At 41.3% G+C, this 25197-nt stretch carries 15 protein-coding genes and 1 pseudogene; 6 read left to right on the forward strand and 10 right to left on the reverse strand.

What is annotated here, in order from left to right; genetic code table 11:
- Positions 1–322 precede the first annotated feature (322 nt).
- Complete coding sequence (locus AACU25_RS18410; RefSeq protein ID WP_096578024.1) at positions 323–7210, reverse strand: PAS domain S-box protein; 6888 nt, start codon at positions 7208–7210, stop codon at positions 323–325.
- A gap of 227 nt (positions 7211–7437) precedes the next feature.
- Here AACU25_RS18410 and AACU25_RS18415 point away from each other — a divergent pair, with 227 nt between their 5' ends.
- Together AACU25_RS18415 and AACU25_RS18420 are read left to right on the forward strand one after the other, a co-directional pair.
- The gene (locus AACU25_RS18415) at positions 7438–8256 is read left to right on the forward strand and encodes a radical SAM protein (protein WP_096578026.1); all 819 of its coding nucleotides are present in this window, start codon (positions 7438–7440) and stop codon (positions 8254–8256) included.
- 84 nt (positions 8257–8340) lie between these two features.
- Positions 8341–8967: a 4Fe-4S single cluster domain-containing protein gene (locus AACU25_RS18420; RefSeq protein ID WP_096578028.1), complete on the forward strand. Its 627-nt coding sequence runs from the start codon at positions 8341–8343 to the stop codon at positions 8965–8967.
- Positions 8968–9160: 193 nt separating this feature from the next.
- Here the strand turns inward: AACU25_RS18420 and AACU25_RS18425 are convergent, their stop codons facing one another.
- Positions 9161–9667 (reverse strand): DUF6174 domain-containing protein, encoded by a 507-nt coding sequence (locus AACU25_RS18425; RefSeq protein WP_096578030.1) that lies wholly within the window; start codon positions 9665–9667, stop codon positions 9161–9163.
- A 494-nt stretch (positions 9668–10161) separates the two neighbouring features.
- On the opposite strand from AACU25_RS18425, the gene AACU25_RS18430 reads away from it, so the two are divergent.
- The gene (locus AACU25_RS18430; protein ID WP_096578032.1) at positions 10162–11184 is read left to right on the forward strand and encodes a tetratricopeptide repeat protein; all 1023 of its coding nucleotides are present in this window, start codon (positions 10162–10164) and stop codon (positions 11182–11184) included.
- Between the two features lie 107 nt (positions 11185–11291).
- On the opposite strand, the gene AACU25_RS18435 is transcribed toward AACU25_RS18430, so the two are convergent.
- The 4 genes and pseudogenes from AACU25_RS18435 to AACU25_RS18450 form a co-directional block, all read right to left on the reverse strand.
- Positions 11292–11807: an outer membrane beta-barrel protein gene (locus AACU25_RS18435; protein WP_096578034.1), complete on the reverse strand. Its 516-nt coding sequence runs from the start codon at positions 11805–11807 to the stop codon at positions 11292–11294.
- A gap of 931 nt (positions 11808–12738) precedes the next feature.
- On the reverse strand, positions 12739–14973 hold the full coding sequence (locus AACU25_RS18440) for a CHASE2 domain-containing protein (protein WP_096578036.1): 2235 nt from the start codon (positions 14971–14973) through the stop codon (positions 12739–12741).
- Positions 14974–15361: 388 nt separating this feature from the next.
- Positions 15362–15919: pseudogene (locus AACU25_RS18445) on the reverse strand (sensor histidine kinase); the annotation flags it as partial.
- Complete coding sequence (locus AACU25_RS18450) at positions 15873–16247, reverse strand: hypothetical protein (protein ID WP_096578039.1); 375 nt, start codon at positions 16245–16247, stop codon at positions 15873–15875. The gene AACU25_RS18450 and the pseudogene AACU25_RS18445, both read right to left, overlap by 47 nt.
- Before the next feature lie 239 nt (positions 16248–16486).
- On the opposite strand from AACU25_RS18450, the gene AACU25_RS18455 reads away from it, so the two are divergent.
- Positions 16487–17020, forward strand: coding sequence for an MgtC/SapB family protein (locus AACU25_RS18455; protein ID WP_096578041.1), 534 nt, complete (start codon positions 16487–16489; stop codon positions 17018–17020).
- A gap of 83 nt (positions 17021–17103) precedes the next feature.
- On the opposite strand, the gene AACU25_RS18460 is transcribed toward AACU25_RS18455, so the two are convergent.
- Positions 17104–17442, reverse strand: coding sequence for a hypothetical protein (locus tag AACU25_RS18460; protein WP_096578043.1), 339 nt, complete (start codon positions 17440–17442; stop codon positions 17104–17106).
- 455 nt (positions 17443–17897) lie between these two features.
- Complete coding sequence (ahcY, locus tag AACU25_RS18465; protein ID WP_045871100.1) at positions 17898–19175, reverse strand: adenosylhomocysteinase; 1278 nt, start codon at positions 19173–19175, stop codon at positions 17898–17900.
- Between the two features lie 555 nt (positions 19176–19730).
- On the opposite strand from ahcY, the gene AACU25_RS18470 reads away from it, so the two are divergent.
- Positions 19731–21347 (forward strand): mechanosensitive ion channel family protein, encoded by a 1617-nt coding sequence (locus AACU25_RS18470; protein WP_096583865.1) that lies wholly within the window; start codon positions 19731–19733, stop codon positions 21345–21347.
- Between the two features lie 125 nt (positions 21348–21472).
- Positions 21473–22786, forward strand: coding sequence for an FADH(2)-oxidizing methylenetetrahydrofolate--tRNA-(uracil(54)-C(5))-methyltransferase TrmFO (gene trmFO, locus AACU25_RS18475; protein WP_096578045.1), 1314 nt, complete (start codon positions 21473–21475; stop codon positions 22784–22786).
- 370 nt (positions 22787–23156) lie between these two features.
- Here the strand turns inward: trmFO and AACU25_RS18480 are convergent, their stop codons facing one another.
- Positions 23157–24302, reverse strand: a complete 1146-nt coding sequence (locus AACU25_RS18480) for an acyltransferase family protein (protein WP_096578047.1) — start codon at positions 24300–24302, stop codon at positions 23157–23159.
- 239 nt (positions 24303–24541) lie between these two features.
- Positions 24542–24949 carry a FosX/FosE/FosI family fosfomycin resistance hydrolase gene (gene fosX, locus AACU25_RS18485; protein ID WP_096578049.1) on the reverse strand — a complete coding sequence of 136 codons (408 nt, stop codon included), beginning with the start codon at positions 24947–24949 and terminating at the stop codon, positions 24542–24544.
- Positions 24950–25197: the final 248 nt, after the last annotated feature.

Here is a 25197-nt window from a genome sequence, read left to right on the forward strand (position 1 = left end):
TGCGAGAGTTTTTTGAGTCTCTATATATTCAGTATATCTGCTTATAAAAATTTGGCAATAGTACCTAGACAAATAGTTTTCAGGGATTTTTAAATTTCACGTAGAGAATAAGGCGGGTAGATTTTCATACTTGGGGAGGGAGTAAAAATTGTGTTGGGAATGGGTAATGGGTAATTGGTAATGGGTAATTGGTAATTGGTAATGGGTAATGGGTAATTGGTAATTGGTAATGGGTATTTGTCATTAATTATTTCTCCCCCTGCTCCCTGCTCCCCTGCCTACGCAGCGTTCGCGTAGCGTCCCGCAGGGATGGTATATTTTTTTAGTTGGAAGTCCCTTGCTCTGCGAGTTCCATAATTTTTTCAAATTGAAAGTTATCTGCTAAATCAGTTAAAAAGGTTTTTAAGACAGCATTTTCTGTGGAAATCTGATCCAGTAAGTCTAAAATCATGCCATCGCTGCACTGAGCCGCCGCATGGTAGAGCTGGGTGAGCCATTCCGGTGACATTTGCGATAACAAAGGCAGTAATTCGCTAGAAGTGAGAATTTGTTCTTTTTTATTAAGATTCGCTTTGACTAATTGATTGCTGTCTTGCTGGTAAAGATATTTGACTCCTAAATAAGTACTCAGCTTTTCTAGTAAAATTTCTTCGCGGAAGGGTTTATTGATTAAGTCATCACAGCCAGCTTTGATCATGGCGGCGCGCTGTTCTTCAAAAGCGTTGGCAGTTAAGGCAATAATGATAGTGCGGCGCTGAGGTATAGAAAGTTTGCTTTCGGAAGCTTTAATAAATTTTGTGGCTTCGTAGCCATCCATAATCGGCATCCGCATATCCATAAAAATGAGGTGTGGTTGCCATTCTTGCCATTGAGCGATCGCTTCTTTACCATTAGTAGCTTCTTGCACCTCAAAACCGATAAATGTTAATAGCTCGACTATCAATAAACGACTTTCTCTAGCATCATCAACTACTAGGATGCGATATTGTTCTTGATGAGGTGCTAAACCAATAACAGGGGATTTAGTTGGTTGGAGATGAATGTCCCTAGCTGAAGCGAGGTTAATTTGAATATCAAAAGTAAATTTACTACCTTCACCTAAAGTACTACTAACGCTAATATCTCCACCCATTAGTTGTACATATTTGCGGCTAATGGCTAAACCTAGTCCTGTTCCCTGCTGCGATTTTCTGCCAGTTTCAGTTTGTCCAAAGGCTTCAAATAATAAATCAATTTCTTGGGGTGCAATGCCAGGGCCAGTATCTTGAACTTCAAATAAAATTTGATTGAGATGAGATTGATTTTGCTCTTGTTGCTGCGATGTTACCCGCAGTATGACGCTACCTTGATGAGTAAACTTAATAGCATTTCCTAAAAGATTGAGCAGAACTTGCAGTAATTTACTTTCATCAGTTTGCACATATTGGGGAATATCATCAGCATATTCAAATAGCAACTGTAAGTTCTTAGCAGCAGCCCGGAAGTGCAACATATCTTCCAAGCTTTTTAATAAATGAATTAAATCAAAGCTTGTAACATTCAAAGTAGTTCTACCAGCTTCAATTTTGGACATTTCTAAAATGTCATTGATTAAATTTAATAGATGCTCACCAGCACGATTAATAATTGCTAAGTGCTGCTGATGTTCGCTGGATAAGGTATTTTCCCGGCTCATAATTTGGGTGAAACCAAGAATGGCGTTGAGTGGTGTTCGCAATTCATGACTCATATTCGCCAGAAATTCACTCTTAGCCCGATTAGCCGCATCAGCTGCGATCGCAGCTGCTTGTAATGCTTGTGACTGACTTTGAGTTTGGGCTAACAATTGCGCTTGCTGTAAAGCAACTCCTAGCTGATTACCAATTTGGACAACGATGTTGATTTCTTCTGTTTTCCATTGGCGGGGGCCAGAATTTTGGTAACTAGCTAATAATCCCCACACTTCATTGCCACATAAAATAGGCACAGTAATATAAGCTTTAGCTTGCAGACGCTTTAAAAAGTTGATGTAATTGGGTTGAAATTTGACTTTGTCAATATCTGTAACATAGCGGAAATTGGCAACTTGGGTATACTCAATCTCTGGGATGGTGTTCATCTCTGAATCTCGCACCTGCTGCAGACTCTCTAACATTGTCCAGATGCAACGCCCTTCTGCTAAAGCGCCTTCGGTGAGAGAAGGGTCATTTTTTTGTGCTTCTATCAGCGAAGACCAACCAAATCCTACCGATTCAGAGACAAATTCACCAGTCCAATCGGGATGGAAACGGTAAACCACAACGCGATCGCAGTCTAGCACTTGTCGTAATTCTTGGGTGGTGGCGGCGAAAATCGTCTCTAAATCTAAGGTTTGGCGCATCCTTTGAATCACTTGGGCGATCGCTCTTTCCCGTTCCGCACTTTCTTGTAAGGCTTCTTCTGCTAGCTTGCGCTCGGTAATATCTGTAACTGTGCCAATATAGCCCTTAACTTCCCCATCTTCGCCGATTTCTGGCAATGCCTGACAAATTACCCAGATAATTTTACCATCAGGGCTGAGAAACCGATGTTCCATTTTATAGGGACTTTTGTTTGCCCTAGATGTATCCCAACTTGACAACACAAGCTCGTAATCATCTGGATGCATGGCTTTTGCCCAAGCTCTACCCAGAGACTCAACTAAGGAAAGCCCAGTAATTTCACTCCAGCGTTGATTAAAATATAAAATATTGCCATCAACATCAGTATGGAAAATACAAGCTGGTGAGGCTTCTGCTAACAGTTGATATCGTTGTTGACTGGCTTGCAAACCTAATTCTGCCAACTTCCGCACATTGACATCTGCTAAATAACCCACACATTCGATTGGGTTCCCCGCCTCATCGCGGATTAACCTTACTTGCTCGTAGATCCAATGGTAAGTCCCATCAGCGTGTAAAAAGCGGTATTCGTAAGACCGATACTCCTGCTCAAATAGCTCAGAAAACTTTTTCAAGAGAGATTCCACATCTTCTGGGTGGACGTAACGCAACCAGAAACTCGAATCTTGGAGAAATTCTCGAGCTTCATAGCCGAGCATTTTCTTCACGTTCTCACTCATAAAAGTAGTGCCAAAATCCCCAGAGGTTTTGCAGCTATAAATCACCACTGGGCTAGAAGTCAGGAGATATTGTAAGCGTTCGTTAGCTAAACGCTGTTTTTGCTCTGCATATTTGCGATCGCTAATTTCTACCATGACTGTACCCACACCAGAAGGGCGATCGTCTTCACCGGGAATGGGAAAATAGGAAATTAAAAAGTGACGCACCGTATCTGGTTGCTGGGGTGCAGGGCTGCTGACTTCTATGTTGAGAATTGGTTTCCCAGTTGATAGCACCTGCTCGTAATATGGAGTAACCACAGGGGCAATATGGGGAATAATTTGCTTAATAGTCTTACCAATGTGGTCTTTTTGGGGATATCCATTGATATCTGCCTGTAATTCGTTGATTTGCACAAACCGTAGTTGATTATTTAAAATACTCATGCCCACAGGCGCACCAGAGAAAAAGGCATTGAGGCGCGCTTCTCTCAGGGCGATTTCTTTTTCTAAGGCTTTGCGTTCGGTGATATCTTTGTTTGTACCTGTCATTCGCAGTGGTACACCCTGTTCGTCACGCTCAAAAATCTGCCCGCGAGTTTGAATCCACTTCCAAGTTCCAGAAGAGCAGCGCATCCGAAATTCTACTTCATAGATTGGGCTGACACCTTGCAAATGCTGCGCTAAAACTGCGTTAACTAAAGGCAAATCTTCGGGATGGACTAATTCTTCAAAAGCTTGGACATTATCTTCAATTTCATGTTCTTCATAGCCCAGCATTTTCTTCCAGCGCCAGTCACGATAAATTTTGTTACTGGTGAGATTCCAATCCCACAATCCCAAATCGCTGGCTTCTAAGGCTAATTGCAAGCGTTCTTCGCTCTTTCTATGGGCTGCTTCTACCAATTTTCGCTGAATTAATCCCCCTAGCTGGGCAGCAACCGCAGATACTAGCAATAGCAAGCGCTTATCAACTTGTACCGGGCTGCTTTTGAAGAATGCCAAAATCGCCAAAACCTTGTTACCAGCTACAATTGGCACACCAAATACAGCTTTTAATCCTACCCTAGCTGCTTGTGGCGATCGCAAAAAAATAGGCTGTGTGACACGAGACACATCTTCCAACCATTCTGCCTGTTTCTGTTGCCAAACTCGCCCTGGCAAATCTTCGCCCAGATTTAAGCTAATAGTTTTACTTTCTAAGCCGAATTCTTCTAAACTGCTATCTTCACCGTACCAACTGAGAGTATGTTCTAAAATTTTGCCATCATCGCTCGGTATCCAAGCTTCGCCAAAATCCCAGGCGATATTTTGGCAAATTAAGCGTAGAATCACCACTAAAGCCGTATTTACATCAATGGCGCGAGTGATCGCTTGGGTAGTTAACAGCAATAAACGGCTTTCGTTTTCAGCTTGCTTGCGCTCAGTGATATCTTTAGCTGTACCCAGTATGTACTGTTGCCCATCAATTTCAATCATTTCCGCGCTGAACAAGGTAGTTTTCACTTCGCCTGTAGCTGTACGGACATCAACTTCATGGTTACGAATCGCTTTTGTTTGGCGCAAAATTTGCTGAAGATAAGCATATTCTTCTGGATTTACCCAAATCTGCAATTCTTGGTTAGTATGTCCAATGACTTGAGCATGGGAATAACCAAAAAATGAACAAAAGCTATCGTTAACTTCGATATAGCGCATCTCCGGAATAATACTGAGGCTAATCGGGTCAGGAGATGAGCGAAAAGCCGAACCTAACTTTTCTTCGGAAATGCGGCGTGCGGTTTCCGCACGTCGGCGTTCTCTGGCTTCTAGGGCTAAAGAGACTAAATTTCCTAAAGAACGGGCAAAATTTTGGTCTTCTTGTGTCCAATGATGAGCAATTAATACAGATTCCAAGCATAAAACACCGACAGTTTTTCCCCCTAGCCGGATGGGTGTATCCAGCATGGAAGTAATGTTTAAGGGAGTCAAGTAAGACTCCAAGAACTCTTTAGTGCGAGGATCGGTGCAGGCATCATGGGCGACAATTAGTTGGTTTTGATGCAAAGCTTGGAAATAAGCTGGATAATCTGCAGTAATCAGGGAAGAGCCTTCGCTATGTTGCTCTTGACTTTGCTCAAATAAATCTATGCACTGCAAAATTGTCTCGTTTTCTGAATATAGCCAAACACTAGCTCGTTCCACCGCAATATTTTTTGCCCCTACTTCTGTAATCAGACTCACAGCTGCTTTGAAGTCGCCTTGATAAAGCACTTGATTGGTGGCGAGTTCTGTAAGTACTAAATTATGCTGACGCAGCTTAATCGCACTGGCTTGTAATGCTTGTTCGGCGCGTTTGCGCTGCGTAATATTACTAGCTGTACCAGTAATACCAACAACTTCGCCCTCATCATTATGTAAAGCGATCGCATTCAGCATCAGATACAGGATGCTACCATCTCTTGTACTACAAATAGTTTCATGCTGAAAAATCGACTCGCCATTGAGAAGACGCAGAAAAACTTCCTGCATCTGGGTAACTTGGCTGGGCAAAATAAAATCAGTAAACGCCCGCCCAATCATCTCTTGGGGTTCGTAACCATATAACTTTCTCACCGCCGGATTAATAAAGGTAATTAATCCTTCTATATCCACAGACCAAATGATATCTTGGGAAGTCTCAACTAGGTGACGATATTTACCTTCACTGGCTTTGAGCGCAAACAGGCGCGCCTTCCGCGAAGCTTCGCTGATACGAATTTGCTGCTGGAGTTGGCGATTTTGCTTTTCTAATTCTGCACGTGCTTGTTTTTCTGTTTCTAATAGTTGAGCTTGTTCGCGCGCAACAGCAATAGCGGTAGCGGTGGCTTGTAAAAGTGAGACTTCTGCAGTTTCCCAAAAACGGGCGGCGACACAATTATCAAAGCCAATGAAACCGAAAAACTCACCTTTGACAAAAATCGGGAGAACCAGAATTGATAAAACTCCCTGACTAGCTAAAATCTCCCGTTCTAACTCCGGACATTCCGCCACGATGTCGGAAATCATTTTGCCTTGTGATAATAAGGTAGCCCAACGTGGAAAAGACTTATCATAAGCAACACTTTGTAAAGCAGGGTTATGATTTTTTGGCTGAATTCCTGGCGCACACCATTCCGCACATTGGCTCATCACTAAACCGCCTCCGGCTGTATGATGATTTTCAAAAATATATACACGACTAACTTTTGCGGCTATCCCCAAAATTTGGACAATTTCGCTGTAGTATTGCTTAGTGCCATCGAAATTAGCTAATTTGCGTCGAATTTCTAGCAAAGCTTCTAAATAGCGTTCGCGAGATTTTTGGGTAGCTTGTGCAACTTGGCGATCGCTGATATCTATGAGTGTGGTGACTACAAAATATTTACCATCATCCTGTTGCCCAATTACCTGAGTCATCTCTACAGGTAAGCGCGAACCATCTTTACGTGTAATAATAAATTCTCTTTTTTCTGACTGAGTTGCATTAACAATAAAATTTTTATATTGCTGAATTAAATTAGATTTAGCAACAGCTGTTAAATTCGCATAATGTAGGGTAAATTGCTGACCAATTAGTTCTTCACTGGTAAATCCATACATTTGACAGTAGGTAGGATTTACCTCTAAAAAATATCCATTTTCATCAGTCAGACAAATGCCTACTTTAGCACTATGCAACATCGCATCTATGTATATGTTGCTGTGCTGTAAATTCTGCCTTTCTGCTAATAAATGAGGATTTTTAGCTGTTAATCTTTGTTTGAGGTCTTCAAGAGTAAGTCGATTCTTGACCCGTAGTACAACATCTTCTAAGCGTAAGGGTTTAGCAATATAATCAACAGTCCCGATTTCATAGGATTTAAATTTTTTAAAGAAATCATCTGGATAACTGAGGAAAATTATCGGAATATTTTGTGTAGTTTTTTCATATAACAGATATTGCCAAAGTTCATATCCATCCATCTCTGGCATCATCAAATCTAACAGAATTAAATCGGGTTTAAAAGCATTTACCTGACTAATTGCGAGTTTTCCCGAATTGACGCTTTTAACTTGATACCTTTGACAGCAAAGAATATCTGCTAAAAATTCTAAATCTTCTGGCTGATCTTCAACCACCAAAATTTTGATTTCCTGAATATTAATTGCCATATTGATTTTTTATTTGATTTCAAAGAGTCAAGAGTTGGAGAGACGCGATTAATCGCGTCTGTACAAGAGTCAAGAGTCAAAGAATTAATTTTGTTCAACCTTCATCCTTTATCCTTTTGAGCTAACCTCACAAGTTCCTCAACTTCTAGGTTTAAATTTGTGTTAAATCCAAATTTTTAGATTGATTTTTGATACCAGTGTATGTTTGATTTTATGAAGGAGCAAGTATGAGTGCTACAGCATATAAACAATATCCTTCCTGTGCTTCTGTCTATGGCCCAGTAGAATCGTGGCGATTTGGGCGATCGCTTGGCATCGATCCTATTGGTTCACAATCTACCTGTTCCTTCCACTGCATCTACTGCCAGTTGGGAAAAATTGAAGCCATAACGACTGAACGCCAAATTTTTGTCCCAACAACTCAAATTATTGATGAGTTGCAGACTGTGCCACTAGATAATGTCGATACAGTCACCCTCAGTGGGAGTGGTGAACCCACACTAGCCCTGAATTTAGAGAAAATTATCGGTGTTGTCAAAAGAATTACCAAAAAGCCCACAGTGGTTTTGACTAATAGCACCTTGCTATCCGATCCCCAAGTCCGTAGGGATTTGATCATGGCAGATACAGTCGCCGCAAAACTAGATGCCGTTTCGTCAAATCAATTGCAGCAAGTCAATCGCTGTGTAGAGACAATTAATCTACCAAGCCTTGTGGCAGGAATCGAGCAATTTCGTCAGGAATATTCAGGACATTTGGCTATTCAAACAATGGTCTTGTCTCCTTGGACACCAGAAAGGATTATGGATTACATCCAAATCCTGCATATTTTGCAACCGGATGAAGTTCAACTCAATATTCCTGCCCGTCCCCGTGTTTTGGTACGTCAATTAGACGCACGCGGTAATGATATTCTCCAACCCGCCCCCTACCTTGTTCAAAATCTCAGATGTATCAGCACAAACGTCTTAGCTTCCTTAGCTAATCAAATTCACAATGCGCTTAAAATCCCGGTGCGTTATCCAGGAATGGCTGTGCTGGTTTAGGGAGACACGATTTATCGCATCTCCACTGAGTGAAAAGTCAGTTATGAGTTTATTTAACAGCTAAAGCTTCAAAGGAGGAAAAAGATGGAATCCCAGCCAAATTACCCATCGCAACAACTTATGGAAATTCCCCCTGAGCATCTTAATATTATGGGCTATGTTGATGAATCTGAAGTCAATGGGCCTGGTTGTCGTGCTGTTGTTTGGGTGCAAGGTTGTTCCCGCGAATGTCCTGGCTGTTTTAATCCAGCATCTTGGTCATTCGAGGTCAACCAATTGATATCCGTTGACACCCTTGCTGAAAATATTTTGAAAAAGCCGCGCAATACAGGGGTAACTTTCTCTGGCGGCGAACCCTTTTGGCAAGCACCTGCATTGGCATCTTTAGCACGGAAGCTGAAAGCTGCTGGATTAAACGTGATGTCATTTACTGGCTTTACCTTAAAGCAGCTGCAATCGGAATCTGCTCCCCCAGGTTCGCAAGATTTGTTAGAGCAGCTAGATATTCTGATTGATGGGCCGTTTGTGGAATCTTTGGCGATTCATTCTCCTACTTCTCCAGTCTCATCCAGCAATCAACGAGTTAACATTTTTAATCCTGCTTTCCAAGACAAAATTACCTGGGCTAGCGACCAGATAGAAATTCATGTCTTTAAAGATGGTAGTCGGTTGGTGACTGGCTACCAAAGTTTGTGGCAGCAGGTGGAGTAGGTTGGGGATTGGGGAACTCGGGGCCCCCTCTGGGGATAAGGGGTAATGGGGATTGGGGACTGGGGACAAGGAATTTTAGATTTTGGATTTTAGATTTTAGATTGAAAGCCAATCCAAAATCCAAAATTGAATTAACAATTACCAATTACCCATGCCCAATGCCCCATGCCCCATGCCCCATGCCCCATGCCCTTTACTTAATTTCTTTGAAATCTTCGATTGTGAGATATAACTCTTCATCGGCTATCTGACTGTTGTAATCGATGCCTATTTGGGTTGGGTAGCCGAGTTTTTTGTTGTAGTTTACAGTCATGTTGGATGCTTTTTTGGCGATCGCATCCCGAATTACGTTGAATACCTTGGGCATTGTACTGTATTCCTGGAATAGCTCGGGATTGACTTTTTTACCATTTTTATCGGTAATTGAAGTTGTTTGCCCGTTACGCACTTCAATTGTTACTGGAACTGTAGCTTCCTCTATACAGAAACAACTTCTACTTAGTGTATAGCGGTAGTTACGGATTCTTTGCTGACTCCATACCCGGCGATTCTGTCTAAATTCCTGTAAGTTTGTGTTTGCGATCGCTGATGACTGTGCTACCTGTGTCGGAGATTGAGATATTGCTGGTTTGTTTAAACCCAAAGCCAGTAATAGCCCTGTACTTACTAATCCAGCACTAAAAATAATACCTAAGCGCATATAAATAAATTAAATGGTTATAAGTTATGAGATTTTGACAAAGCTTTTAAAGTTCCTGATAGGCTTTGCCAAGGTTAAATTTATGTTTTTTAGTTAAATTTGCTACTACATAATCTTAGGCTTCTCTGTATGCTGAGTTCGATAACAGAAAAAAAGCGATCGCATCTGTGCCTAAATTAACTCTTCGTTAGATATGAGCGATCGCGAGAAATTAGCAATATCTTGCTTAAAACCTTTCATAGTTCCTTTATCTTGAGTGACTGTAACTCTCTTCATTACCTCAACTACAGCACTCAATTTGATAAATACAGGATTTCTCTGAGGTACATTTTTAAGTTAGCTATTATACTATATTCACTCTATTTACGTCTTATATCTAAAGATAGAGAATATTGTTTATCTCATATTTGGAAATTATCACCTGAGAAGGGTTAATTCCAAATGCAACGGCCCTAGCAAACCTGCCTATTTACTTTTAGTGCAACCGAGGTCAGATGTCGCAACCTTCAAATCCAGTCACCCAGTGGGAACAACGCCGTGATGAAGCAACCCGCTATTACAAGCGAGGAGAATTTCAAGAATATCTTGCACTTGCAACCGAAAATTTAAAGTTGGCTCGAATCATTCCAGATCGCGCCAGAGAAGGTTATGCATTAAATGACATCGGACTGGCTCACCTCGGTTGCTGGCAACCTGAAAAAGCATTAGATTGTTTTAATGAAGCATTAACCCTGGCTCAAGAATTTGGGAATTTGCGAGCCGAGGCTACCGCACTCAGCAATTTAGGTTCTACCTACAGTCGCATAGGCAAATTTTCCCTAGCTTTAGCATCTTTTGAAAAAGCACTGCAAATTTTCCGGCAATTAGAAGATGCTCAAGGCGAAGTTTCTACTTTGAATGATGTAGCACTGGTTTACACCAGATTGGGAGAACCAAAAAGAGCGCTATTGCTGCAAAACCAAATTTTGGCTATGCGTCGCTTACTGGGAGACTTTTCCGGTGAAGCGACAACCTTAAATGGCATTGGGTTCGCCTACAGTGCTTTAGGTCAGCAACAGCAAGCTTTAGAATATTTCCAAGCAGCATTGCCAATTCAAAAAGCTGTTAAGAATATAGTTGGCGAAGCGACAACCTGGAATAATATTGCCTCTATATATAGTGATTTAGGTCAACCCAAACAAGCACTATTGATTTATTATCAAGTGCTTTTAACACGTCGGGCACTCAAAGACCTCTCTGGTGAAGCCACCACTTTAAATAACCTTGGTTTTACCTATAACAGCATTGCAAATCATAGCCAAGCACTCAAATATTACAAGCAAGCTATAGCAATTTATCAAGAATTAGGCGATCGCCTCGGAGAAAGTTCGACTCTCTTGAACATGGGCAGCCTTTACGCCACCAGAAGACGTAAAAAATTAGCGCTATCCTGCTACCTCAATGCTCAAGAGTTAGCCCAGGAAATTGAATATCAGCCGCTAGTGGATAAGGTAAAGCAGTTTATTAATGCGCTGTAGGTAGGGACTGGGGATTGGGGACTAGGGATTGGGGATGAGGAAGAAATAACTAATGCCCATTACCCATTACCAATGCCCCATGCCCAATGCCCAATGCCCCATGCCCATTAGAATCTATAACCTACTCCAGTTTGGAAGCTAACGGCATCGGCATCACTGTTTCTGTAAGCGTCAATACCCCATTTAGCATCGCCATAGACGATGACGTTATTGGCAACTTGTGATTCTGCACCCAAGGTAACTACGGGTGCATTTTGATTACCTAGCGGGGTGTTTTTACCTTCATCGGTAACAAACGAGTAACCGCCACCGAAGTAAACGTTCGTATTTTTGGCGATGGGCGCGTCATAAGTAACTATAGGCATAATTGCAGTGGCATCACCACCAAATAGAACGGAACCCCGAAGCGATACAGGTGTTCTGGGCATAGTTACCCGTCCTTGCACGTTACCACCAAATTGAGCATCATCATTTCCTTGTCCGCCACTTGTTGCGCCAGCAGCAATCCCAACACCGATGTAATTGCTGTTAGTACCAGCTGTTTGAGCAGAAGCAATTCCAGCGGAGAGGACAACAGAAGAAACAACAACGGCAGAAGCTGCTAAAGCTTTGAGTAGTTTCATAATTTCTCCGCACTAGAGTTAAGTGCAATCAATGTTCTCTATTACTAGAATCCTCTTTTTGACAAAATTCACCCTCGCACACTGAGGTCATCCACTTGGTTGAATTGTTTTTCACACAGTTGGGTGAAGCGTGGTGAAATAGTTTTGGGTAATAATTGATATATGTTGGTAAATAAAAGAAATTGCAATTTGTGGCTTGAGCAATGAAGCGATCGCCACCATTATCTGTGCCAAAATTGGTATTTGTATAATAAATTTATAATTCTATACGCTTGGCTCATTAGTGATTGATTTGTCACTTATTCAAAAAGGCAGAAGAATTGGGGGAGAATCCCCCAAACCCCCGATTGGGTGACGGTTGCGTCCCTCAAACCCCCTCCAAAATTATTATTCGGTTTTTTTGTTGAGTAATACCATTTTGAAAAAAGAACGCGACACATTGGTAGGGGCACGGCATCGACAATCTTTTGGTCTATCAAATATCTTACTGGTGCCGTGCCCCTACAAAGAATTTATCTGTCGCAAACATTATTTGATTTGGTATAACTAGTACAGCACGGCGTAAATAAACAGACCATACCCTACGGAAAGCCCTTCGGGTTCGCAGTCGCTCATGGGGGAAACCCCCAAGACCGCGTTGGCTCACCGCTCCGCGTCTACAAAATCAACAAAACCGTTATTCTGTCTTAATTTTGAATTTTGAATTTTGAATTTTGAATTTTGAATTTTGAATTCACGGCGGTACTAGTTTTTAGGTTTTGTTAGCAGTTAATTTTCTTAACTGAACTGTATTTAACCTGAGTTCGGGATAAGCTGAAACCCTCATTACACCGTTGCTTGATTCTAGGATATTTCAACGTGCTTGCGTTGTTTCAGACATTTAAGCTTGAATAAACCTCCTTAACCCGAACTGACGTTATTTATTTATAATTCACAATTGCTTGTGCAAATTTTGGTAGATGATACTTAACTGCTTCTCTACCTCCGGTGGTTTATTGGTAAAGCGAATACAAAAGCTATTATCGGTTGATTGCTCTAAAACTTTGGCATAAATATCATCGCTGAATACTTCAGTATTAGGCATTTGTAAGTTGAGCTTGATATTTGTTAGAGGTGTTAATACTGTAGAAATTTCATCTTGAATAAGATAGATTTCTGCACCCTTTAATGAAAGCTTGCTTAACTTTCCCTGCATGATAGTACCATCAAGATGTTTACCATCTAAGGCTGTGTATTGTAAGGAAATTGCTTCAGGTAAATTTAAAAATATCTCTTCTTCTTGAGGTAGGTAAAGATTATATTTGCCACCTATACCGCTAATCTCATAAATTGTGATGGGTTGTTGCACACCTTTGGGTTGGACTTGTTTTTGCCCATCAATCTTTAATATTGTTTCTACCGCTTTGAAAGTAGATTCAGAAATCAATATTTGACCGCCAATACTGTAAGATTCAATGCGATAGGTAAGGTTAACTTGGTCGCCCACAATTCCATACTTGCTGCGTTTCTCAGAACCAATATTACCAACCACAACTTCACCAGTGTTAATCCCAATCCCCATTTCTAAATTAGGTAATCCTTGTTGTTTCATGGTTTCGTTAACAGCTTGCATCGCTAATTGCATTCCTACAGCACAAGCGATCGCTCTGGTTGCGTCGTCTTCGCGATGGGTGGGAGCACCAAACAGTACTAAAATCCCATCCCCCATGAACTCATCAATGGTTCCTTGGTACTGGGTAATGACATCAGCCATGTATCCCAAGTAGAGATTGATAATTTTAATGACTTCTTCGGCGGGTAAGCGCTCGGATATGGCTGTAAATCCGCGAATATCTGAGGTGAGAATCGTGATATTCCGCCGTTCGCCACCTAACTTCAAACCTTGGGGATTTTCTAATAAATTAGCAACTACTGTATCAGTTAGGTAACGTCCAAAAGTTTTACGTATAGAACCAGCCATACGCGCAAAATAAGCCGTAACTGCGATCGCACTTCCGGCTAAAGCTAATAATGGCGGTATCACAGGTATCCACCAGCCGGCTAAAAACGCACTATAAGAAAAACCCACTAACCCACCTGCGGCGATCGCCGGAGCAAATACTTTAGGTAATGAGACTTTGCTCATTCCCCCTGTGTATCGTAATTGCCAAATTAAGGTAGCACCTAATCCAGACCAAAATAAAATCCACAAACATTCTAGTGGTTTTGCCCAAGTCTTAATTAAAGGACGCTGATCAAGTACACTGCTCAGAATTTGGCTAATCTGATTGGCGTGGATTTCTACTCTGGGTGTGTGTTCAAGACCGAGAGGAAAACCACTATTAAAGGGAGAAAAAACAAAATCCTCAAATATTTCTCCTACATTCCCAATTAAGATAATGCGATCGCGTCCCCAATTAGGTGGTAAACGATTTAGCAAAACATCTGACATGGAAACCGATTCAAAGGACTGTTTCGGCCCGCGATAGTTTAATAAAATCTGATATCTTCTGGCATCAGCGCCTACATAACCACCATCATTTGCAGCAAAAGCCGGAAATGTAGTTTTTCCTAGGCGATATATAGGTGCATCAATTTCTGGTGGCTGAATTCCTTCTGGCTGTAAATATCGTAAAGCCAGCATCATGCCAAAGCTCCAAATTTGTTTCCCTTGGCGATCGCTAATCGACAAAAACCCACGCCTCACTTTCGCGTCTGGATCAATCAGTAAACCATTAGCGCCTATTTGTCCCTTAACTTTCAATAAAGGAGAAGGGGGAACGCCTGCACCTGTTACTTGTTGGATACCAATTATATTTTGATAACTTTGATAAACCTTAGCTAAATCTGTATGTCCTGGGTCTACAGGTAAATCGCGATAAATATCCAGACCAATGACTCTTGGTTTTCTCGCTTGCAATTTCACGAGTAACTGAGCTAAAAGCTGGTCTGGTACATAGTCTTGACCAATTAGTTCGTGTAAATCTGTTTCATCAATACCCACAATTGCAATGCGATCGTCACGTGATTCTTGTGGGCGTAAACGCATATATTGATCGAATGTTGCCCACTCCAAAAACTGAAGTAAGCCAGAAAAGCGTAGTAAGATAATCAATCCGGTAACACTAGGAGTAATAATCAATAAGCTACGCCATTGCCAAAGCACCTGTCTCAGCTTTGTCCACATTGAACCAGACCAAAATTATTTTGTATTGTATTGTTAGCGCAAAATATCTGCATCGTAAACGATGTGTTACCCATTTTTTCAGAAAGTTATTAAAGTTTAATTAGTTTGATTGATGAAAAATCAAAATTAAATACCCGTTATTGATATGTCATAACAATTGAAATAATTTTGGCTACCAATAATTTATTTGTAGGGGCACGGCACCCGTCAGATAATTTGGTATACCACAAGATTATATATGCCGTGCCCTACCTACCCATCTGTCACGTTCTTTTTTCAAAATGGTATAAGAATCAAGAACGGGCATTGTTAGTTGCTTAAGAGTGGCTTGTAAATGAGTAAAAAAATATTTTAAATCATCAATATATCCGAACAATTGTTACCTAAATTAACCGTGAATAGGTAAAGCGATCACAAATTTTGCACCCTGACCTAGGCTGGAATTTACAGTCAAAGTTCCGCCATGTTTTTCTGTGACGATTTGGCGAGCGATCGCTAATCCTAATCCTGTACCTTTACCAACCGCTTTAGTAGTAAAGAAATTGTCAAAAATCTTTTGTTTTACTGCCTCAGTCATCCCTTTACCATTATCAGCAATAGTGATAATTGCTTTTTGTTTCACAACTGAGGTTGTAATGGTAATTTGGTTGTGATTGGCTTGAATTTCCGCAAAACTGCGTCCTATATTTCCCTCATCTAAGGCATCAATGGCATTGGCAATAATATTCATAAATACCTGATTTAATTGCCCAGGTAAACATTCAACTAAAGGTAAATTACCATAGTTTGTAGCTACTTCAATAGCTGGGCGTTGTTCGTTAGCTTTGAGGCGATGTTTGAGTATGAGAATAGTGCTATCAATACCCTCATGTAAATTAAATGGGACTTTGTCATCTCTATCATGACGAGAAAAAGTGCGGAGACTGGTACGAATATTTTTTGATCGCTAAAATTAAAAACTGCTGCAGAGATTGTTGGGTTTGCTGTAATCCCCATTGCTTCAAAGAAATCCCGCCAAAATCTTCCATCACCAGCACATAACCATTCTGGTAAGTTTCCAAGCTGTAGGCTTGGACAATCAAAGGTGAGTTGAGATTTTTCGTAATTATGTACTGATTGCGAAATAACAAGAGTTCGCTAAAGCTAGGATAAGAATTTTTCAATAGTTTCATGACTACTTTCAGTGAGTCAATCTCTCGATATCCTCGATATACCAGAGTTCTAGAGCCGTTGTAGAGTTCTTCACTGATTTTGTATCCGGGAATATTCAACATACCACTAAATTCTTGAGACTATCTTTAGTGTTCCCAGCGTTGAGTTGTCAATTCTTCCTCAGAACTATTTTCGATCAAGCGTGTGTTACCCATTTATGTAAATACGGTAACTTTATTGATTTTAGGTTGTTAAACTAATTACAATTTAAAAACTCAAGTTTTACGGAAAACTTTGTTGAGCCTTGAGCCTACTGATAAGAGGCACAAAATTCCCTTCTATTGTTAGGAGTGATAGATCAATGGGATCAATGTTTATTACTGCCAATGATTGGCCACATATAGCATTTAGACTGGCGATGGCGCTTCTAGTAGGTTGCTTGATTGGCTTTAACCGTCAGCAAGGAGGTAGGCCTGCGGGGATGAGAACTTTTATGTTGGTAAGTATGGGCGCAGCATTATTCGTGATGATCCCCTTACAAGCTGAAGGTGACAGTCCTTATGCAGCTACCAATGCCTTAAGTCGGACAATTCAGGGTGTAGCCACAGGTGTAGGATTTCTGGGTGCTGGATTAATTTTGCAAGAATCTCCTAGAAAATCTCATGTGCCAAAAGTTCGAGGCTTAACCACAGCCGCCTGTGTTTGGACTTCAGCAGGATTGGGTGCAGCAATTGGCTGTGGTTTATGGCAAATGGGATTATTAGGAGGGTTGCTAACGCTGATTACGCTGAGTGGAGTGAAAAGACTCAATCGCTCCTTCGTTAGCCTAGGTAATCAAAATAAAAAGGGCAATCAGGAGTTAATCACCACTGAAGAACATGATGATGATGATTAACATTTAGTTACAGCATGAAAACTGATTTATGCAAAAAGTTTTGATTTTTGACTCATTCATAGGACATCTTTCATTGCTGACATCTAACTTTCGCTGTTTTGCCAAGGTGAAGTTGGTAATTGATTGACTGATTTAACAATACAACTTTCTAGATAAATGGGAACTTGTCCACAATTAGGACATTGCGCTCTATTATCTGGTTTGCTGTCGGTTTTACCTTTGGGACGAGGCTTTGAGTTTTGGGGTGTCATAAACACCACTTCAATAGACAGTGGTGCCAAGCATTTCTGACATTCGCAAATTAATAGCTGCTCTGTGGGGCTTGTTTGGTAGACTTTGAGATGTTGAGCAGGAAAGAACTGTTCTGGTGGTTCAGGCTTGTAGTGCGATTCATCAAAATTCTCAGAAATAGGTTTGGTCATGATTACTTTAGTATTTGTTGCCAGTAGCTAATGGTAGTGACCTGCAATGCTAACTCTCTTCTATGATTTTGACTTGAAATATTGAATATGCGTTAGCTGCATCTTCGTAAAATCATAAATTTATCAGCTTTTTTGTCAAGTTGCAGCCGCGATGCCTGCGGCAGGCTACGCCAACGCATTTGAGTTGATGGTATCTCAATACTGCTCGGTTAAATATTTTCAACTCGGAATTTAGTTTGGGGAAAAGGTGAAAGGGTAAGGGTTAAAGGTTTTTCTTGCCCCTTTTCCCCTTCCCCTTTTGCCTTTAACCGACAAGTATTAGATAGTATCTGCGCGATCGCAATTTCTCTATTAAGAATTTCGGCGCTTTACATCTTGTAAAAATGGGATAGGCAATTGCCCATCCCATAGAAAAACCTAAGTTATGCTAGTCTCCCTTAATTTTAGGGTGCGCTTTAGGTTCCAGAAGTCCAAGAATTGATGTACTCAATTTGGTCTGCTGTTAAAGTATCAATGTTAATTCCCAAAGCCTGTAACTTCAGGCGGGCAATTTCTTCATCTACTTCTCTAGGAACTGAGTGTAAACCTGGTTCGAGTTTACCTTTGTTCTTCACTAGGTATTCCACAGCTAAAGCTTGGTTAGCAAAGCTCATATCCATAACGGCGCTGGGGTGTCCTTCTGCAGCCGCCAGGTTAATTAAGCGTCCTTCGCCTAGAACAATCACTGATTTACCGCTTGGTAATTTATACTCTTCAGTGAAGGGGCGTACTTGCTTAACTTCTTTAGCTTGAGATGCTAAATATTTTAGGTCAAGTTCAATATCGAAGTGACCGGAGTTACAGACGATCGCGCCGTCTTTCATCGCATCGAAATGTTCACCACGAATTACGTGCTTGTTACCTGTAACTGTGATAAACAAGTCACCTTGAGGTGCAGCTTCTGACATAGGCAGAACGCGGAAACCATCCATTACAGCTTCAATTGCCTTAATGGGGTCGATTTCGGTCACAATCACATTCGCACCTAAACCACGGGCGCGCAGGGCTGTACCTTTACCACACCAGCCGTAACCAACAACCACAATGGTTTTACCAGCTAGCAGAATATTTGTGGCACGGATAATCCCATCTAAGGTAGATTGTCCGGTACCGTAGCGGTTATCAAAGAAATGCTTGGTATCAGCATCGTTGACATTCACTGCAGGGAAGGTGAGCACACCATCTTTGAACATGGCGCGTAACCGCACAATTCCCGTTGTAGTTTCTTCAGTGGTGCCAATCAAATCGGCAATTTGATGTTGACGTTGTTGAATGAGGGTGGCAACCACATCACTACCATCATCAATAATGATGTTGGGACGATGGTCAAGCGCGATTTGGACGTGACGGTTATAAGTTTCGTTATCTTCGCCTTTTTGGGCAAAAACAGGAATTTCGTGATCGACGACGAGGCTAGCAGCTACGTCATCTTGAGTTGAAAGCGGATTGCTAGCAATTAACACTGCATCTGCACCACCAGCTTTCAAAGCGATCGCTAGATGTGCGGTTTCTGTAGTTACGTGAGCACAAGCCACCAGTCGCAACCCTGCAAAGGGTTTTTCTTGAGCAAAGCGATCGCGGATTTGCCGTAAAACTGGCATTTCGCGTCCAGCCCATTCAATGCGCTGTCTTCCCAAGGGAGCGAGGGCGAGGTCTTTAACCTCGTGCTTTAATCGGGGAGAAGTTGCGGTCATCAAAAATGTCCTCTAAAAAGTCAAAAAAGGTACGCAATCTCTTACGTACTGTACTAGATTATTCCACGACTTGCCATTTTTGGCTGTAATCTCCAAACCAAGTCAATGGCTCTTTAAACTAGCTTGACTTTTAATCAGGGGGAATGTCAACAAGGAGGGGATTGGGGGCTGGGGATTGGGGACTGGGGACTGGGGATTGGGGATTGGGGACTGGGAAAAAGCAGGGGAGCAGGGAGCAGGGGGAAAAATAACAAACACCAATTACCAATTACCCGTTACCAATTACCAATTACCAATTGACCAATGCCCCATGCCCCATGCCCAATGCCCAAATTTCATTTATCCTTGATCAGAGTAATATCAAAAATTCCTGTAGTTATTGCTCACAATAAACAACGTAAGATGTCATCTGCCTAAAGATAGATAAGCAAGAAAATTAAACACATCTACCTAAAAGGATAAATTGAACTTTAGATAGGTACATTTACTTAAATTTATTGTGGAGGATAGCTGGGCAGGTATTTGATAAAAGATGTTAAGCAAGGAGGTGTTGGAGTGCGCTTTCAATTTTTGGCGCTAATGAGTTCAATGGCGATCGCTGTTGTCTCTGTACCCAAAGCTACAGCCCAAATTCCCTTTTTACCTAGCTTGCCAACTCCTAGTAGTGTAAGTAAAGATTCAGACAATAGAATTGTCACAGGCTGGATCTATTTAGACGGTCGCAGGTTGTTCCAAATAGCTGCAACTAGAATAAATTTCCCAGAGCGATCGCAAAATATTCAACAAAACTTGGATGAAATTAGCCAAAATTACCTGCGTTCAGCTGCACAATCGGTCAATGTTCAGGTAGAAAAAGTTAACGAAGCACCTGTAATTACTATCAACGGTCAATACCTGATGACCGTGACTTCCGAAGACGCGAGACTGCGTGAGGAAGATGCCACACTTTCAGCCAATCAAATAGTAGATACATTACAAGAAGCCTTACAAAGGGCAAAACAAGAACGGAACACGCAATTTTTAATTGACCAAGGGAAAATAGCAGCTGCGATCGCCTTAGCAATGATGGCTGCTAGTTGGGGTGTATATAGTTGGCAACGTCGGTCTCAACATGATGTCAAACAGCCTATTCTGCCAACTTCTCGCCAAACCCAACCAATCACCACACAACTAAATCAACAGCAACATCGGCATTTACACGAAGTTAAAAAACGCCTATTTCAGCTAACTCAAGCTGGAATTTGGGGTGGTGGTACATTCATGATTTTGGGTTTATTTCCCTACACCAGAGTTCTGCAATTAGGAATTCTCTCAGCTGCTCAAATTCCTGTGAGATTGGGGATTGTAGCATTGGGCACTTATGTAGTAATTCGTTTTAGTTATGCACTGATTGACCGTTTTACCTCCACTCTCATCAGTAGCGGTGCTTTATTCGCCTCCGAAACTTCGGAACGGTTACAACTAAGGGTTTCTACTTTTTCCGGTGTAACTAAAAGTATTGCCACAATTACCTGTGTCAGCGTCGGCTTTTTGTTAGGATTAATCGCTTTGGGGATAGATATCCTACCCTTATTAGCGGGTGCAAGTTTAGTTGGTGTTGCCGTTTCCCTAGCATCGCAAAACCTGATTAAAGATGCGATCAACGGATTTTTGATTATTTTAGAAGACCAATATGCCTTAGGCGATGTGATTAATGTCGGTACTGTAGGAGGCTTAGTAGAGAATTTAAATTTGCGGATGACCCAAGTTCGCGACTCCGAAGGACGCTTAATCACCATTCCCAACAGTGAAATTAAAATAGTTGCCAATCTTTCTAGCCGTTGGTCTAGGGCAGATTTAACCATTCCCGTAGACTATCAAGCTGATGTTGACGAAGCTTTGAAATTAATTACTACTGTTGCCTTAGAGATGGATGAAGATCCAATATGGAAACACCAGATTGTAGAGACACCAAAAGTTTTAGGAGTTGATAACTTTGGCGATCGCGGTTTAATTATTCGTGTTTGGATTAAAACCCAACCCCTGAAACAATGGGATGTAGCGCGCGAATACCGCCGCCGTCTCAAAATCGCCTTCGACCAAGCCGGAATTTTTATTCCTGTTCCCCAACAGGCAATCTGGATTAATGATATGCAATTGCAGCAACTCCAAGAGAATGGTAAAGCTAATTAATTAGGGAATGGGGCATTGGGCAAGGGTAATAGGTAATGGGTAATTGGTAATTGGTAATTGCTTTTCTCCCCTGCTCCCTGCCCCCTGCCCCCTTGCCTCTTCCCCAATCCCCTTATAATCAAAATATGGAAAAACAACCGATACAAGTAATTGGAGGTGGACTAGCTGGGACAGAAGCAGCTTGGCAAATTGCCCAGGCTGGTGTACCGGTGATTTTCCATGAAATGCGTCCTAATCGCTTTAGCCCTGCCCACCATACAGAACACGTGGCAGAATTAGTTTGTAGTAATTCCTTTGGTGCAATGGCAAGCGATCGCGCTACAGGATTATTACATGAAGAATTGCGGCAGCTAAATTCCATTGTTATCGCCAAAGCTGATGAACACTCTGTTCCCGCAGGTGGCGCGCTAGCTGTAGATAGAGGACAATTTAGCCAAGATTTAACAGAAACATTATCTCGTCATCCTTTAATTGAATTTCGCCGGGGGGAAGTTCCTGCCATTCCTGAAGGTATTGTGGTTTTGGCAACTGGCCCCTTAACTAGCCCAGATTTGGCAGAAGATATCCGTCGGTTAACGGGGATGGAATACCTCAGCTTTTTTGATGCTGCTAGCCCTATTGTTGTAGGAGAATCAATTAACCGCGATATTGCTTTTATGGCTTCTCGCTATGACAAAGGCGAAGCCGCTTATCTCAACTGTCCCATGAATAAAGAGCAATATCTGCATTTTTGGGAAGAACTCCGCAAGGCTGAACAAACGGAATTGAAGGATTTTGAACGCGAAACCGCGAAATTCTTTGAAGCCTGTCTCCCCATTGAAGAACAAGCTTTACGGGGGGAAGACACGATGCGCTATGGCCCCCTCAAACCAGTGGGGTTATCTGATAGCCGCACCGGAGAACGCCCTTACGCTGTAGTACAGTTGCGACAAGAAGATAAAGCCGGTCAACTTTGGAACATGGTAGGCTTCCAAACAAATCTGCGTTGGGGTGAGCAAAAGCGAGTATTTAAATTAATTCCTGGTTTAGAAAATGCCGAATTTGTGCGCTTAGGAGTGATGCACCGCAACACCTTTATTAATGCACCTCAACTCATGCATCCCACTCTGCAATTTAAACAGCGTCCTACTTTACTAGCGGCGGGGCAATTAATTGGTACTGAAGGCTACACCGCTGCGGCTGCGGGTGGCTGCTTGGCGGGAATTAATGCTGCCAGATTAGCTTTAGGCAAAGAAACTTTAACTCTACCACCCACAACCATGATGGGTGCGCTATTTGAATTTATCAGTTCCGCCTCTCCCAAACACTTTCAACCTATGCCGCCTAACTTCGGTATTTTCCCGGAATTGGGTGTAAAAATTAAGAATAAACAAGAGCGTTATGGACGTTACCGCGATCGCTCTTTGGCTGACTTAGCAAACTGGAAGCTTGCAATGTAAAGATGACATCTTCATCACTGTAATGTTCTCCGTTAGGGGTTTAGGAATGCTCAACTTCCTAAACCCCTTAGTTTTCTTATACCAATTCAAATAATGTTTGCGACAAATAAATTCTTTAGTAGGGAACATCTACAATCTTGTGGTGTATCGAATTATCTTACTGTTGCCCCCCTACCCATCTGTCGCATTCTTTTTTCAAAATGGTATTAGCCTAACGCTTATAAACTACTAAAAAAGGTGAAAGTTCTTAAAATCCTCATTTTCACGAGAGTTAGGGGTAAAACTTTTTTATACAAACATTCTCTAAAATAGTTTGAAAACATTGGCTATATTTATCTAGGTTTTTCATAGCATTGCTAATTAGTGAAAACTAAATTTTAAAATACCAATTACGACGATACATGAAATAAAGAATCAACCACCAGAAAATTACGGTTGTTATGGCAAATAATAAAGAACCATTGAGCGCACCCGCCCAAGGTTTAAATAAATGCTCGTAAATCCAAGTGTATGTAGTCGGTGCATCAGTACCATTACCAATGTGCGTTTTTATTAATATTCTGGCTATAAAACCAGAACCGACAAAAGCGAAGATAGCATTTAAGCCCATAACTTCAAAAGGAAAACCTAACCACTTTAAATTGCGAACTTCGATTAATTCATAGCAAGCAGCTAGTAATAACAATGCAAAACCAGCAGTGAAAATAACAAAAGAACTTGTCCACAATTGTTTGTTGATAGGAAATAAAAAGCCCCACAAATGACCTACTAAAATGCAACTCATTCCCACAATCACTAAATTAATGCTAGTACGACTTTGCTGAGGTTGTTTACTTAGCCATTCTCCAGTAAAGTAACCAGCAAGAACAGTAACTACAGCAGGTAAGGTACTGAGTAAACCTTCTGGATCGAAAGGTTTTCCTCCTAATAAATGTTGCTGTCCTAAAATTAAGCGATCGCAGTACCCCACCAAATTACCTGCGGGTGTCAAGTTACCAGCACCATAACCGGGAACCGGAATAAGTTGCATTGCAGCCCAGTAGCCAAGAAGCAAGATTGCCGCTAATATCCATAAAGCACGACGGTGGAGATTGAGTACAGCGATCGCACTGATGAAGTAAGCGAGACTAATCCGTTGCAATACACCCATAATCCGAATTGTGGCAAATTTGGAAGCAGGCGCACCATTAAGCCAGAAATCTAAAGTTAAGGAAAATAACGCTAAAAATAACCCCAATCCACATAAAATTAACGCTCTACGCCCAATCCGCCAATACACTGCTTTTGTAGGACGGTTTTCTTTTGTGTATTTGGATAGGGAAAAAGGCATTGCTGCACCGACAATGAACAAGAAGAATGGAAAGATAAAATCTGGAGGTGTGTAACCGTTCCACTCGGCGTGATCTAGCTGTGGATAAATATTATCCCAACTTCCGGGATTATTCACTAAAATCATGGAGGCGATCGCAATACCACGAAATACATCCAGAGATTTCCAGCGCTGAGATATTTTCATCTAAGCCTCCAACGGACGCGCGTTTCCACATATAGAATAAACTTGAGTAGTAGCATGACAGCAAAAAACTGTTTTCACAATGGTGCTGTGTGCGCCAGAATTTCAGCCGGGTTCTGGGTGATTTTGGCAAAAATATTTGTGAAGTAACAACAGTTACTATTCCCCTTGAGCGATGAGATTTATTGGACTCACTCAGGCGTGGTACAGCCTGACACAAAAATGATGCGATCGCATAGTATTTATTTAGTACTTAAATATTTTTGTAAGCGCTGATTTAAAGTACCTGTGTGTAACTCAAATAAGTGATTATCATAGTCATAAAAATATAGAGAACGTCCTTCACCTCCAACACGCTTTCTATCTTCTTTAACATTAACTCCTAAATTCTTCACTCTTGCAGTATAGATTTCATAGTCTTCTGCAGCTATTTTAAAAGCTACATGGTTATAGGTTTTTTCTGCTAAAGATTCACCCTCCATAATCGCAATCCACAAGCCATTGATCAGGAAAAATTTTTCTTTGGCAATAGAGAAAGTTGTCTCTCCACTTGCATAGACTTCTTGAGCATCAAATACAGTTGTCAGAAACTTGCTCATCTTGTCTAAATCTCTGACTATAAATGTAATGTGGCTGATACCTTGAATCATTTTCCCTTCCCCAGAGATTGAATTAGCTAGTATTTTTGTCAGCAAATTTTGACAATTGCATTAAAAAATTTTTACGTCAAAATCAGTTAATGGCTGCTTAGTTAAAAATCCTCCTATGTCCATCGTCTTTGATGAGAAAGTATAGCCGAAAAACCGCTAATTACTTATTTAATGGAATTTTCAGAGTCAGCAATTTATCAATATAGAATATCTCAACTGAAAAATTATAGTTTTATAGAAAATGACAC

This window comes from Tolypothrix tenuis PCC 7101, from assembly GCF_963874875.1.
Lineage (GTDB): Bacteria > Cyanobacteriota > Cyanobacteriia > Cyanobacteriales > Nostocaceae > Aulosira > Aulosira tenue.